The following is a 13,276-nucleotide window of genomic DNA, read 5'->3' on the forward strand; positions in this document are numbered from 1 at the left end:
GGGCTGAATAGTTTTCGGGAGGTTTTGGTTGGATTAGGGCAGAAGGGGTGACATCAGCGAGAAAGGCCCTGCCGGTTTCCCGGCAGGGCCTTTCGCTTCAGCGGTGGATGACTTACGCCGAGCCGATCATCCTGCGCAGCACATAGTGGAGGATGCCGCCGTGGCGGTAGTACTCCAGTTCGTTGGTGGTATCGATGCGGCACAGCGCCTCGAGTTTCTTCTCGCCCTTGTCGCTGGCGATGGACACCTTGACCCTGCCGCCCGGCGTGAGGTCACTGAGTCCCTCGATGGAGATTCGCTCGTCGCCGGTCAGGCCCAGAGTCTTGCGGGTCTCGCCCTCGGGGAACTGCAGCGGTACCACGCCCATGCCGATCAGGTTGGAGCGGTGAATGCGCTCATAGGATTCCGCCAGCACCGCGCGTACGCCCAGCAACCGCGTGCCTTTGGCGGCCCAGTCCCGCGAGGAGCCGGTGCCGTACTCCTTGCCGGCGATCACCACCAGCGGGGTGCCTTCCTGCTGATACTGCATGGCGGCATCGTAGATGGCCATCTGCTTGCCGCTGGGCACGTGGATGGTCTCGCCGCCGACGACACCATCCAGCATCTCGTTCTTGATGCGCACGTTGGCGAAGGTGCCGCGCATCATGATCTCGTGGTTGCCCCGACGCGAGCCATAGGAGTTGAAGTCCACCGGCTTGACGCCACGTTCCTTCAGGTAGTGACCGGCGGGGCTGTCGGGCTTGATGGCGCCGGCCGGGGAGATGTGGTCGGTGGTCACCGAGTCACCCAGCATGGCCAGGATGCGAGCGCCCCGTACATCCTCGACGGTATCCGGTTCTCGCCCCATGCCCTCGAAGAAGGGAGGGTGCTGGATATAGGTGGAGTCCTTCGACCACTGGTAGACCTTGCTCTGGGGCACGTCGATGGCCTTCCAGACCTCGTCGCCGTCGAAGACCTCGGCGTACTCCTTGCGGAACATGGCGGTGTTGACATTTTCCACGGCCTCGGCGATTTCCGCCTGGCTGGGCCAGACATCCTTGAGGAATACCGGCTTGCCATCAGGGTCGGTGCCCAACGGCTCGCTGGTCAGGTCGAAGCGCATGTTGCCGGCCAGGGCATAGGCGACGACCAAGGGCGGCGAGGCCAGCCAGTTGGTCCTGGTGAGCGGATGGACACGTCCCTCGAAGTTGCGGTTACCGGAAAGCACCGAGGCCACGGTGAGATCGCCTTCCTCGATGGCCTTCTCGATGGGTTCGTGCAGCGGGCCGGAGTTCCCGATACAGGTGGTGCAACCATAGCCGACCAGGTTGAAACCCAGGGCGTTGAGGTCATCCTGAACCCCCCCGGCCTCGAGGTATTCCGTGACCACCTTGGAGCCCGGTGCCAGTGAGGTCTTGACCCAGGGCTTGGTGGTCAACCCCTTCTCGCGGGCCTTGCGGGCCAGCAGGCCGGCGGCCATCATCACGCTGGGGTTGGAGGTGTTGGTGCAGGAGGTGATGGCGGCGATCACCACGGCGCCATGGTTGAGCTTGAAGGCATCGCCGTTGACGGTGACCTCCTGGCTGCCATGGTGCTCGTAGCTGTCCTCGACGCCTACGGCGGCCTGGCCACCTTCGGACAACCATCGGCCCTCTTCCTCTGACGGGGCCGCCTGGTTGCCTTCGTCCTTCATGATCTGTTCGAAGGTGGACTTGATGTCCGTCAGCGCCACGCGGTCCTGGGGCCGCTTGGGGCCGGCCATGCTGGCCACTACATCATTCATGTCCAGCGCCAGGGTATCGGTGAAGATCGGCTCATGGCCGGGCTCGCGCCACAGCCCCTGGGCCTTGCTGTAGGCCTCGACCAAGGCGAGTTGTGCCTCGTCGCGGCCGGTGAGGCGCATGTACTTCAGGGTCTGGTCGTCGACAGGGAAGAAGCCGCAGGTGGCGCCGTACTCCGGGGCCATGTTGGCGATGGTGGCACGGTCGGCAACCGGCAGGTCCTTGAGGCCATCGCCATAGAATTCGACGAACTTGCCGACGACGCCCTTCTTGCGCAGCATCTGGGTGACGGTCAGCACCAGATCGGTGGCGGTGATCCCCTCGCGAAGCTTGCCGTTGAGCTTGAAGCCGACCACCTCGGGAATCAGCATCGACACCGGCTGGCCGAGCATGGCCGCTTCGGCCTCGATGCCCCCCACGCCCCAGCCGAGGATGCCCAGGCCGTTGATCATGGTGGTGTGGGAATCGGTGCCCACCAGGGTATCGGGGTAGGCGAGGGTCCCGCCGTCCTGTGGTTTGGTCCACACGGTCTTGCCCAGGTACTCCAGGTTCACCTGGTGGCAGATGCCGGTTCCCGGGGGAACCACACGGAAATTGTCGAAGGCCTCCTGGCCCCAGCGCAGGAACTCGTAGCGCTCCCGGTTGCGCTCCATCTCGATGGCGACGTTGTCCCTGAAGGCCGAGGGATTGCCGTAATTGTCGACCATCACCGAATGGTCGATGACCAAGTCCACCGGCGATAGCGGATTGATGCGTGCCGGGTCCTCGCCGAGGGTCTCCACGGCGGCACGCATGGAGGCCAGATCGACGACCCCGGGGACACCGGTGAAGTCCTGCATCAGCACCCGGGCGGGCCGGTAACCGATCTCGCGGTCTGAGTGGCCCTGCCTCTGCCAGTCCACCAGCGCCTGTATATCCTCGCTGGCAACGCTCTCGTCATCGCCGAAGCGTAGCTGGTTCTCGAGCAGGATCTTCAGGGTCATCGGGAGGCGGTCGATGTTGCCGAATGCCTCGGCGGCCCTGGGCAGGCTGTGGTACTGATAAGTGGAACTGCCGGCGTCGAGTGTCTGCAGGGTATCCGGAATCGATGCGTTACTCATCGGTGTCCTCCTTATTTGCGGTGGTCTGGGGTCACCATCCTGGTGCCATCTTCTTAACATGGTAATGATAGTTGGCGATTTCAACCGCCGCTCCATTACCTTGGTCTTGAAAAGGCATGGGGTGATCATCATCTTCTATTATTCTTCTATCCAGTGGTGCCTATCTGTTTGGTGCCTATCTCATGGCGAACGGAGTCCGGTAGTGAACGAGGAAGATCTCCAATCCCGGGTGGTACGCTGTCCCTACTGCGATGCCGCCTTCGACCTCTTGGTCGACCTCTCCCAGGGCGACCATGTCACCTGGGAAGATTGCCACTGGTGCTGTGCACCGATCCAGATACGCATCGACCTGCCCGTCGACGAGGATGAGCCGATCCAGTTGACGCTTGGGCGAGATGACGATGTGCTGTAGCCCCCCTGCGTTGCCCTATCCATCCAGACGAGGTACTCCATGAGCGAAGCCCGACACGAACGCCTGATCATTCTGGGCTCCGGCCCCGCCGGGTATACGGCGGCCGTCTATGCGGCCCGTGCCAATCTCAAGCCGCTGTTGATCACCGGCATCCAGGCCGGTGGCCAGTTGGCCACCACCACCGATGTGGACAACTGGCCGGGTGACGACGAAGGTGTCCAGGGCCCCGAGTTGATGGAACGCATGAAGCGCCATGCCGAGCGCTTCGACACCGAGGTGCTCTTCGATCATATCAACGAGGTGGAGCTGCGCGAGAAGCCATATACCCTGAAGGGCGATAGCGGTACCTACACCTGTGACGCCCTGATCATCGCCACCGGTGCCAGCGCGCGCTACCTGGGGCTCGAGTCCGAGCAGACGTTCATGGGGCAGGGGGTCTCGGCGTGCGCCACCTGCGACGGTTTCTTCTATCGCAAGCAGGAGGTCGTGGTGGTGGGCGGCGGCAACACCGCCGTGGAGGAGGCGCTCTACCTCTCCAATATCGCCTCCAAGGTCACCCTGGTGCACCGCCGGGACAGCCTGCGGGCCGAGAAGATCCTCCAGGACAAGCTGTTCGAGAAGGCCGAGAACGGCAATGTGGTGCTGGAGTGGAACCAGACCCTGGAAGAGGTGCTGGGCGACAATTCCGGCGTGACCGGGGTAAGGCTCAAGTCCACCCGGGACGGCGGCACGAAGGAGATCACCGCGCCCGGCCTGTTCATCGCCATTGGGCACAGCCCCAACACCGGCATCTTCGAGGGCCAGCTCGAGATGGCCGGCGGCTACATCACGGTCAAGTCAGGCCTTGCGGGTAACGCCACCGCCACCAGTGTGCCGGGCGTATTCGCCGCCGGCGACGTGATGGACCACGTCTACCGCCAGGCCGTTACCTCCGCCGGTACCGGCTGCATGGCGGCCCTGGACGCCGAGCGGTATCTCGATGAGCTCTGACCCGGCTTCGCCGGGAGCTGTAAGGACGCCCGCTTCGCGGGCTTAAGCTTTAAGCCGTAAGAACAAGCGTCACCACTGGCTAGGCTGGTGGCGACATCCTTGGTTACGGCTTACGGCTTACGGCTTACGGCTTACGGCTTACGGCTGCCGCGAAGCGGCTAGTAATGCGGCGGCAGCTCGTCTTCCGGACGGGATGCCGCCGTGTCGTTTTCCTGCAGTGCCCGTTGCTGGTCGCGCAGCCGTTCCGGCATCAACGCATTGAGCCGCTCGAGCCGTGTCAGTCGCTGCTCCTGGCCGGCCACGGCGTCATCCAGAGTGTCCAGCCAGCGTTCCTGGAAGGCGATCCGGCTCTCCAGAGCCTCCATTCGTCGCGTCCAGTCGTCGGGCGCGGACGACAGGCCCATGGTAGAATCGTTGCCTTGTGTGTCGCTGCTCATCGTGACACCTCATCGATGGTCAATTTATTTCCTTCATCCCTACAAGAGAGTCATTCAGTTCATGAATCGAAAGGTCGTGGTTCGTTGTAGTTTCATCAGTCTGTTGCTGGCGGCGCCCGCTCCTCTGGTGGTTGCCCTTTTCATCCATCTTACCGGTGGCGTTCTCTCTCGCGAACTCTTCGCCAGTCTCGAGCTGGGAGGTGTGGCCGCCGTCTATGTCGCCGCCGCCTTCGCCATCTTCCTGTTTTTGCTGATCGCCACCCTGGCGGTCAATGCGCTGACGCCGCAATTGGTCAACCTGGCCGAGGTCGAGGACGACGATCGCGAGATCGGCGAGGTCAAGTGGTTCAACGTCAACAAGGGGTATGGCTTCATCACTCGCGACGATGGCGAGGATGTCTTCGTGCACTTCCGTGCTATCCGCGGACGTGGACACCGTACCCTGGCAGAGGGTCAGAAGGTGCGTTATCACATCATCCAGAATGAACGTGGGCTGCAGGCCGACGATGTAACGGTCATCACCTGAGGCCGGGAAAACCCGAGTCAGCGCCCCGCTTCGGCGGGGCGCTGTCGTTTCAGGCTCAGGTTTCGCCCAGGGCCGTCCCGTTATCGATCGGAGTCGGGCCAGTCGATCTCGCGCTCTCCGCCGTCGGGCAGCACCTGAAGGAAGCGGTCCGGATCATCGCCGGGTGTCCAGCCCCCCAGTGAGCAGCGGACCTCGCAGCCGAGCCGGTTGGCGGCGGCATGGGCACAGGCCAGGTCGGTGGCCCAGGGGGTGTCGGGGCTGTCGAGCCACAGGCTGGCGAAGCCATCGGCGGCCTTCTCCACCAGCAGCACTGCTATTTCTCGCCCCTCGCACCGGCCTCGGGTGCGCCACTTATGCTTGCCGCCAGGAGCCAGCGGCTCGGCGCCGATCGCCTCGGCCAGCCAGGTATCCAGGGCGTCGACGGGCACCTTGGGCAGGTAGATCTCGATATCAGGGTATCGCATCACGTCGTCGGGAGAGGATGACATAGGAAACCTCAGGGTCGAGCGCTGCCGTTGGCGAACAGCTGCTGGAGTATCGCCTCGTAGATCCGACTCAGGTCGTCGAGGTCGCTGGCACGCACCCGTTCGTTGACCTGATGGATGCTGGCGTTGAGGGGCCCGAGCTCCACGACCTGGCTGCCCAGGGTGGCGATAAAGCGGCCATCCGAGGTTCCCCCCGAGGTGGACAGCTGCGGAGGCTGGCCCAGCACCGCTTCCACCCCCGCCACGGCGGCATCCACGAGTTCGCCCTCGGCGGTGAGGAAGGGCTCGCCGTTCAGCATCCAGTCCAGCCGGTACTCCAGCCCATGGGCATCGAGGATCGTCCGGGTGCGTTGCTGCAACTGCTCATGGGTCACCTCGGTGGAGAAACGAAAATTGAAGACCGCTTCGACGTCGCCGGGGATGACATTGGTGGCGCCGGTGCCCGAACGGATGTTGGAGACCTGGAAACTGGTGGCCGGGAAGAAGGCATTGCCCGCGTCCCAGTGCTCCCGGACCAGGGCATCCAGGGCGGGCATCGCCTGGTGGATGGGGTTGCGGGCCAGGTGGGGATAGGCCACATGACCCTGGATGCCCTTGACGTGCAGCACGCCACCCAGTGACCCTCGCCGACCGTTCTTGATCATGTCGCCGAGTCGCGAGGTGGAGGAGGGCTCGCCGACGATACAATAGTCCAGCCGTTCATGGGTCTCGCGCAGGTGCTCGACCACGGCCCGGGTGCCGCCCACCGCCGGCCCCTCCTCGTCGGAGGTGATCAAGAAACCGAGGCGGCCTGGGTGATCCGGATGGGTGGTCACGAAGCGTTCCGCGGCGGTGATCATCGCCGCCAGGCTGCCCTTCATATCGGCGGCGCCTCTCCCCCTGAGCATTCCCTCATCGTCGATACATGGCTCGAAGGGTGGATAGTCCCAGTGCACATGGGGGCCACTGGGCACTACGTCGGTATGGCCGGCGAAGGCCAGCACCGGGCCGTGGTGGCCATGGGTGGCCCAGAAATTGTCCACGTCACCGAAGGGCAGTCGCTCCACCTGGAAGCCCAGCCGCTCGAGCCGTTCGATCATCAGGGCCTGACAGCCCAGGTCGTCCGGGGTGACTGAGGGCCGTCGGATCAGCTCGAAGGCCAGCTCGAGGGTGGGAGACAGGACCTCAGTTGTGGGCATGCAGTGCCTCATTGAGGGCGATGGCGCTCTTGTTGGTCAGGCACTCGATACGGCCGTTCCGGGAGTTGCGGCGCAGCAGGAGATCGTCCTGGTTGGCCAGCTCCCGGGCGGCCACGGTCCTGACATCCTGACCCTGGTCGTCGAGCAGGGTCACCTTGGCACCGGCGGTGATGTAGAGGCCGGCCTCTACGGTACAACGGTCTCCCAGGGGGATGCCGATCCCGGCATTGGCGCCGATCAAGCAGCCCTCGCCGACCTTGATGACGATATTGCCGCCGCCGGAGAGGGTGCCCATGGTCGAGCAGCCACCGCCGAGGTCCGAGTCCTTGCCGACCATAACGCCGGCGGAGATACGGCCTTCGATCATGCCGGGGCCCTCGGTGCCGGCGTTGAAGTTGACGAAACCCTCGTGCATCACCGTGGTGCCCTCGCCGAGATAGGCGCCCAGGCGCACCCGGGCGGTATCGGCGATACGCACGCCCACGGGAACCACGTAGTCGGTCATCTTGGGGAACTTGTCGACACAATCCACGGAGAAGGGGCGGCCTTCAAGGCGCGCTCGCAGGCGGCGAGCCGGCAGCTCCTCGATATCGATGGGTCCTTCGCTGGACCAGGCGATGTTGCGCAGCAGGCCGAACATGCCCGTGAGATCCACGCCATGGGGCTTGACCAGGCGATGGGAAAGCAGGTGCAGCTTGAGGTAGACCTCCGGCGCGCTCTGGGGCGGCAGGTCCTCGGCCAGAAACATGGCCACCAGCGGTCGGCGGCTGGCGGCTAGGGTCTCGGCGAGTTGTGCCTGTTCCGGATGACCGGCGGCCTTCAAGGCACCGGCAAGCTCGCCGCAGTGTTCCGGAAGGAAGCTCACCGCGGCATTGCCCTGTGGCACATCGAGTATCGAGCTGACGGCATCGACCAGGCCGTCGTCCGGGTCTAGCAGCGGTGCCGGATAGTAGATGTCCAGCCAGTCGCCCTGGGTGTTCTGGGTGCCGATTCCGAGTGCAAAGCTCAGCATGGGGGATGTCCTTTGGAAATAGGGAGAAGGGGAGCCGGCACAGGCCCCCTAGAGTGAGTCGTAGTCGCCGTCGCGATAGCCGACGAGGATCTCGTCACCGGTATCCAGCAGCGGGCGCTTGAGCAGGGTGGGATGGGCCAGTATCAGTTCTCGAGCCTTGTTGGCGTCGATATCGGCCTTCTGCTCCTCGTCGAGCTTTCGCCAGGTGGTGCTGCGCCGGTTGAGTGCCTCCATCACCGGGACCCTGTCCAGGATATGCTCGAGCAGCGGGGCCGAGAGGCCGTCCTCGCGCAGGTCGTGGACCTGGTAGGGAATACTCTTGTGATCCAGCGCCTTGATCGCCTTCCTGCAGGTATCGCAGTTCTTGATCACGAATAGGGTCGGCATCACGACCTCCTTGCGATGAAGCGTTGGATTCGACGAGCGGCCTCGACCGTGGCGTCGAGGTCCGCCACCAGGGCCAGTCGTGCTCGTCCGGCCCCGGGGTTGCTGCCATCGGGGCCCTCGCGGCCCATGTAGGAGCCGGGCAGGACACTGACATGTTCCTCGGTGAACAAGGCCCTGGCGAAGTCCTCGTCGTCACCGCCCGGTATGGCCGGCCAGAGGTAGAAGCCCACCTCGGGAGGCGCAAAGTCCACCACCGGCGCGAGTATGTCCGTCACCGCGGCGAACTTGGCTCGGTAGGCATCACGGTTGGCCTTGACATGGGCCTCGTCTCGCCAGGCACTGATCGAGGCCTGCTGCACCGGCAGCGACATGGCACAGCCGTGGTAGGTCCGGTAGCGCTTGAACGGGGCGATCAGGTCGGCATCGCCGGCCACGAAGCCGGAGCGCAGCCCCGGGAGGTTGGAGCGCTTGGAAAGCGAATGGAAGACCAGGCAGCGCCGGAAATCGTCTCGGCCCAGGCGGGCACAGGCCTCGAGCAGCCCCGGCGGAGGGGCGGCCTCGTCAAGGTAGAGCTCCGAGTAGCACTCATCGGAGGCGATGAGAAAGTCATGCTCGTCGGCCAGGGCGATCAGCCTCTCGAACTCGGCCAGGGGCGTCACCGCACCGGTGGGGTTGCCGGGAGAGCAGGTGAAGACGATCTGCACCTGGCGCCAGGTGTCGGCGGGAATGGCGTCGAGGTCCGGCCGGAAGTCGTTCCCGGCGGTGCAGTCAAGGTACAGCGGTTGGCCGCCGGCAAGCAGGGTGGCGCCTTCGTAGATCTGGTAGAAGGGATTGGGGACCGCGACCCTCGCGGGTCGGTGCCGGTCCAGCATCGCCTGGACGAAGGCGAACAGCGCCTCGCGGGTGCCGTTGACGGGCAGCACCTGCGTCGCCGGGTCGAGGCCGTCGAGCCCGAAGCGCTGGGTTGCCCAGTTGGCGATGGCGCCACGCAGCTCAGCCGTGCCAGCGGTGGCCGGATAGCGGGCCATGCCATGACGGTGGGCCACCAGGGCCTCGAGTGCTCCCTCGAAGGGGGCGTGCTGGGGTTCGCCGATGGTCAGCGGAATGTGGTCGAGTTCCCGCGGCGGTGTCAGGCCGGCCTTGAGGGCGGCGAGCCTCTCGAAGGGGTAGGGCTTGAGGGCGTCGAGATCGGGGTTCATGGGCTTCCAGGGAGTCGCGTGACGCTTGGGTTTCATGGCCTGGGTGGGACACCACGGGCACGTGCCACCCGAGCGCCGGTAGGCCATTGATTATAGGCAAGGGCGGCTGTCGTCTCAAACGCCGGCGGGGTGCTCAGCCGGAGACGTCGAGCATCTCGATCAGCCGCTCACGCAGCCGCTGCTGGCGCTGCGGGTCGGTCAGCGGCGCGCCGGCCTTGTCGGTGATGAAGAACACGTCCTCGACCCGCTCGCCCAGGGTGGCGATCTTGGCCGCCGAAAGGGCGATGCCTTCCTCCATGAAGATGCGCCCGACCCTGGCCAGTAGCCCGGGACGGTCCGGGGCCGTGAGTTCCAGCAGGGTGCGCTCATTGCCCGGGTCCTGCTCGATGGCGATCTGGGTCGGCACTTGGAAGTGCTTGAGCTTGCGCGAGGTGTGGCGTGTCACAATCTGGGGATAATCGTCGGGATCGTCCAACTCCTCCACCAGGTGGCGACGGATCGCCTCGATGCGTTCGGGGTCGCGGATGGCCTGGCCGTGATCATCGAGCACGATGAAGGTGTTGAGGGTCCAGTCGTTGCTGGAGGTGGCGATTCGTGCATCGTGGATGGAGAGCCCCAGCTGCTCCATGGCCGCCGAGGTGGCGGCGAAGAGGTCATCCACAGAGCGGGTATGGATAAATACCTTGGTTCCTCCCTCGGCCATGCCGTCGGCGGGGGCGCTGATCAGGATCAGGGGGAGGTTCGAGTCGCCGTGGTCCAGGATGCCCAGGGTCTGCCAGACGATCTCGCTGGGAGCGTATTGCAGGAAATAGTCCTCGCCCAGGGATTCCCAGAGACGGTCGACACGCGCCATGTCGGCTCCCACCACGGCCAGCAGGGAATGGGCCTCGTTGCGTGTCTCGCGCACCCAGTCGTCGCGTTCCAGCGGGTTTTCCAGGCCGCGCCGCAGGGCGCGTTTGGTCTCGGTGTGCAACTGGCGAAGCAGTGAGGCGCGCCAGCCGTTCCACAGCGTGGGGTTGGTCGCCGTGATGTCGGCCACGGTCAGGACATAGAGGTAGTCCAGGCGGTTTTCGTCACCGACGAGGCGGGCGAAGTCGCCGATCACGTCCGGGTCGGTAATGTCGCGCTTCTGGGCGATCATCGACATCGAGAGGTGATGCTCCACCAGCCAGCTGACCAGGCGGGTATCCCGCGGTGAGAGGCCGTGGCGCTCGGCGAAGATCTCGACGTCCCGGGCGCCGAGCAGGGAGTGGTCGCCGCCCCGGCCCTTGCCGATGTCGTGGAAGAGTCCGGCGATCCACAACAGTTCCAGCTTGGGGAGTTGCTGGATCAGGGTGGCGGCTACCGGGAATTCCTCGCGGGCCTCGGGCTTGCGGAAATGCTGGATGAACTTGAGCAGGCGCAGGGTATGGGCATCGACGGTGTAGATATGGAAGAGGTCATGCTGCATCAGGCCCACGGCCCGGCCAAATTCGGGCAGGTACTTGCCGAGAACCCCATAACGGTTCATGCGCCGCAGTTGACGGGCGACATTGCCGCCGGAGCGCAGCAGGGCCATGAACAGGCTCTGGTGGCGAACGTCATCGCGGTAGAGATCGTCGATCTGGTGGCGGTGATCCCGGATCAGGCGGATGGTGTCGGCGCGCACACCGTCGATTTCCGGGTGTTCCGCCATCAGCAGGAACAATTCCAGCAGTGCCGCGGGGCGCTCGCGGAAGACGTGGCGCCGTCGGGCCTGGATATAGCCGCCCTTGATCTCGAAGCGTTCGTTGAGCGGGACGCTGGCGAGATCCTCGCCGGCGCGAAGGATCGCCTCGTCGAAGTGTTGCAGTAGCATGTCGTTGAGGCCGGCCAGGGCGGTGACATGTCGGTAGTAACGCTTCATGAACTGTTCGACGGCGAGGCGTTCCGGGGTGTCGCGGTAGCCGAACAACTCGGCGATGACGGCCTGGTGGTCGAACAGCAGGCGGTCCTCGGCGCGGTCGGTGAGCATGTGCAGTGCATAGCGGACCTGCCACAGGAACGCCTGGCCCTGGCTCAATATCTGCAACTCGGCATCGTTCATGAAGCCGTTGGCGACGATGTCCTCGTAGCGTTGGGTGCCGAACTGGCGCTTGGCCACCCAGCCAATCATCTGGATGTCGCGCAGTCCCCCCGGCGAGCTCTTGATGTTCGGCTCGAGGTGGAACTCGGTATTGTTGTACCGATAGTGACGCTTGATCTGCTCCTGCCACTTGGCCTCGAAAAAGCTGTCCGCCGGCCAGAGTCGGTCGGTTGACAGTCGCTCCTGCATCCTTTCGCGCAGTCGTTCGGGCCCGGCCAGAGTGCGGGATTCCTGCAGGTTGGTGATCACCGTGACGTCGGCCTCGGCCTCACGCACACAGTCGGACAGCGAGCGGACGCTGTGGCCGATTTCCAGGCCGATATCCCAGAGGAAGGTGATAAAGGCCGTGAGCGGTTCGCGATACGGCGTGTCGTCGTCTTCTTCGAGCAGCAGCATCAGGTCCACGTCGGAGTGGGGATGCAACTCGCCACGGCCATAACCGCCCACCGCCAGCAGTGCCACGCCGTCGTCCGGCCAGTCGTGCTGTTTCCAGGCGACGGCGAGCAGCTGGTCGAGGCACCAGGCGCGACCGTGGATCAGGTCGCGAATGTCGGCGCCCTCACGGAAGCGCGCGTCGAGGCGGGCCTGGATCTCGCCCAGCGCCGCCTTGAAGGGGGCGATGGGCGAGCGGGTCCCCGTGAGTTCCTGACGAAAGTGTTCGACATCGAACAGTGTCTCGTCCGGAGAGAATCGATAGTGGTGGAGTAGCATCTAGGTGCGACTCAAGGGTCGAGGAAGGCGAGGTCTTCATCGCCACGGGCAGTGAGAACCTCGACACCGGTCTCGGTGACCAGCAGGGTGTGCTCCCACTGCGCGGAAAGGCTCTTGTCGCGGGTCACGGCCGTCCAGCCGTCACGCAACACCTTGGTCTGGTAGCCGCCCAGGTTGATCATCGGCTCGATGGTGAAGCACATCCCGGCGGCCAGCTCGATGTCGGCCTCGGGGGCATAGCCGTCGTAGTGGAGAATCTGGGGGTCCTCGTGGAAGCCGGCACCGATGCCGTGGCCACAGAAATCGCGCACCACCGAATAGCCGTTGGCGTCGGCATGCTGCTGGATGGCCCGGGCCAGTTCGGAGAGGCGTACGCCGGGTCTCACCAGGGCGATGCTGTGGTAAAGGCACTCCTGAGTGACGCGGCAGAGTCGTTCGCCCTGGATGCTCTCGCCGATGATGAACATCATGCTGCTGTCGCCATGGTAGCCGTCCGCGGTCCTGACGGTGATGTCGATGTTCATGATGTCGCCCTTCTTGAGTTTCTTGGCGTCATCGGGGATGCCATGGCAGACCACATGATTGAGGGACGTGCAGATCGACTTGGGGAAGCCGTGGTAATCGAGAGGGGCCGGTGTGGAGCCGAGTTCGTCCAAGATGTAGTCGTGGCACAGCCGGTCGAGTTCGCCGGTGCTGATGCCGGCCTGAACCCGGGGGGCGAGCATCTCCAGGACACTGGCTGCCTGGCGGCCGGCCTCGCGCATCTTGTCGATTTCGTCGGGGGTCTTGATGGCAACGTTCATGGAATCTCGGGTCATGGGTGGGGTCGTCGGGACCTTCCGTCGGGACCTTCCAGGGGATCAGCCTGGCGCGAACGAGGTCGTACGACTTCATCTTGGAGCCGATCCATGGTATAAAGCTGCGCGCTTTACTGCAATCACCGCACCCTGTTGCCGTGACGGCGTGACGGCGTGA

Annotated in this window: 12 protein-coding genes; 3 read left to right on the forward strand and 9 right to left on the reverse strand. The window is 64.5% G+C overall.

Annotated elements, in window-relative coordinates:
- Positions 1-112: 112 nt before the first annotated feature.
- The gene (gene acnA / locus ACESMD_RS09660) at positions 113-2,860 is read right to left on the reverse strand and encodes an aconitate hydratase AcnA (RefSeq protein WP_372612630.1); all 2,748 of its coding nucleotides are present in this window, start codon (positions 2,858-2,860) and stop codon (positions 113-115) included.
- Between the two features lie 202 nt (positions 2,861-3,062).
- Between acnA and ACESMD_RS09665 the strand changes: the two genes are divergently transcribed.
- Positions 3,063-3,272, forward strand: a complete 210-nt coding sequence (locus ACESMD_RS09665; protein ID WP_372612632.1) for a CPXCG motif-containing cysteine-rich protein — start codon at positions 3,063-3,065, stop codon at positions 3,270-3,272.
- A 39-nt stretch (positions 3,273-3,311) separates the two neighbouring features.
- Positions 3,312-4,262 carry a thioredoxin-disulfide reductase gene (trxB, locus tag ACESMD_RS09670; RefSeq protein WP_372612634.1) on the forward strand — a complete coding sequence of 317 codons (951 nt, stop codon included), beginning with the start codon at positions 3,312-3,314 and terminating at the stop codon, positions 4,260-4,262.
- Positions 4,263-4,420: 158 nt separating this feature from the next.
- Here the strand turns inward: trxB and ACESMD_RS09675 are convergent, their stop codons facing one another.
- Positions 4,421-4,666, reverse strand: a complete 246-nt coding sequence (locus ACESMD_RS09675; RefSeq protein ID WP_372612648.1) for a SlyX family protein — start codon at positions 4,664-4,666, stop codon at positions 4,421-4,423.
- 94 nt (positions 4,667-4,760) lie between these two features.
- On the opposite strand from ACESMD_RS09675, the gene ACESMD_RS09680 reads away from it, so the two are divergent.
- Positions 4,761-5,225 carry a cold-shock protein gene (locus tag ACESMD_RS09680; RefSeq protein WP_372612636.1) on the forward strand — a complete coding sequence of 155 codons (465 nt, stop codon included), beginning with the start codon at positions 4,761-4,763 and terminating at the stop codon, positions 5,223-5,225.
- 80 nt (positions 5,226-5,305) lie between these two features.
- Here ACESMD_RS09680 and ACESMD_RS09685 read toward each other — a convergent pair whose 3' ends face one another.
- The 7 genes from ACESMD_RS09685 to map form a co-directional block, all read right to left on the reverse strand.
- Complete coding sequence (locus ACESMD_RS09685; RefSeq protein WP_372612638.1) at positions 5,306-5,713, reverse strand: hypothetical protein; 408 nt, start codon at positions 5,711-5,713, stop codon at positions 5,306-5,308.
- A gap of 8 nt (positions 5,714-5,721) precedes the next feature.
- Complete coding sequence (gene dapE, locus ACESMD_RS09690) at positions 5,722-6,888, reverse strand: succinyl-diaminopimelate desuccinylase (protein WP_372612640.1); 1,167 nt, start codon at positions 6,886-6,888, stop codon at positions 5,722-5,724.
- Positions 6,875-7,900: a 2,3,4,5-tetrahydropyridine-2,6-dicarboxylate N-succinyltransferase gene (gene dapD, locus ACESMD_RS09695; protein WP_372612642.1), complete on the reverse strand. Its 1,026-nt coding sequence runs from the start codon at positions 7,898-7,900 to the stop codon at positions 6,875-6,877. The genes dapE and dapD overlap by 14 nt, the downstream gene beginning before the upstream one ends.
- A gap of 48 nt (positions 7,901-7,948) precedes the next feature.
- Positions 7,949-8,287 (reverse strand): Spx/MgsR family RNA polymerase-binding regulatory protein, encoded by a 339-nt coding sequence (locus ACESMD_RS09700; RefSeq protein WP_372612644.1) that lies wholly within the window; start codon positions 8,285-8,287, stop codon positions 7,949-7,951.
- Positions 8,287-9,486 carry a succinyldiaminopimelate transaminase gene (gene dapC, locus ACESMD_RS09705; protein WP_372612650.1) on the reverse strand — a complete coding sequence of 400 codons (1,200 nt, stop codon included), beginning with the start codon at positions 9,484-9,486 and terminating at the stop codon, positions 8,287-8,289. The genes ACESMD_RS09700 and dapC overlap by 1 nt, the downstream gene beginning before the upstream one ends.
- A gap of 133 nt (positions 9,487-9,619) precedes the next feature.
- Positions 9,620-12,301, reverse strand: a complete 2,682-nt coding sequence (locus ACESMD_RS09710) for a [protein-PII] uridylyltransferase (protein WP_372612646.1) — start codon at positions 12,299-12,301, stop codon at positions 9,620-9,622.
- Positions 12,302-12,312: 11 nt separating this feature from the next.
- Positions 12,313-13,104 (reverse strand): type I methionyl aminopeptidase, encoded by a 792-nt coding sequence (map, locus tag ACESMD_RS09715; RefSeq protein ID WP_372612652.1) that lies wholly within the window; start codon positions 13,102-13,104, stop codon positions 12,313-12,315.
- Positions 13,105-13,276: the final 172 nt, after the last annotated feature.

It is taken from the genome of Halomonas sp., assembly GCF_041689495.1.
Lineage (GTDB): Bacteria > Pseudomonadota > Gammaproteobacteria > Pseudomonadales > Halomonadaceae > Halomonas.

Excerpts from the sequence above, each read along its gene's own strand:
- acnA (WP_372612630.1), bottom strand. The coding sequence starts at position 2,860 with ATGAGTAACGCATCGATTCCGGATACCCTGCAGACACTCGACGCCGGC.
- trxB (WP_372612634.1), top strand. The coding sequence starts at position 3,312 with ATGAGCGAAGCCCGACACGAACGCCTGATCATTCTGGGCTCCGGCCCC.
- ACESMD_RS09675 (WP_372612648.1), bottom strand. The coding sequence starts at position 4,666 with ATGGGCCTGTCGTCCGCGCCCGACGACTGGACGCGACGAATGGAGGCT.
- ACESMD_RS09680 (WP_372612636.1), top strand. The coding sequence starts at position 4,761 with ATGAATCGAAAGGTCGTGGTTCGTTGTAGTTTCATCAGTCTGTTGCTG.
- ACESMD_RS09685 (WP_372612638.1), bottom strand. The coding sequence starts at position 5,713 with ATGTCATCCTCTCCCGACGACGTGATGCGATACCCTGATATCGAGATC.
- dapE (WP_372612640.1), bottom strand. The coding sequence starts at position 6,888 with ATGCCCACAACTGAGGTCCTGTCTCCCACCCTCGAGCTGGCCTTCGAG.
- dapD (WP_372612642.1), bottom strand. The coding sequence starts at position 7,900 with ATGCTGAGCTTTGCACTCGGAATCGGCACCCAGAACACCCAGGGCGAC.
- ACESMD_RS09700 (WP_372612644.1), bottom strand. The coding sequence starts at position 8,287 with ATGCCGACCCTATTCGTGATCAAGAACTGCGATACCTGCAGGAAGGCG.
- dapC (WP_372612650.1), bottom strand. The coding sequence starts at position 9,486 with ATGAACCCCGATCTCGACGCCCTCAAGCCCTACCCCTTCGAGAGGCTC.
- ACESMD_RS09710 (WP_372612646.1), bottom strand. The coding sequence starts at position 12,301 with ATGCTACTCCACCACTATCGATTCTCTCCGGACGAGACACTGTTCGAT.
- map (WP_372612652.1), bottom strand. The coding sequence starts at position 13,104 with ATGAACGTTGCCATCAAGACCCCCGACGAAATCGACAAGATGCGCGAG.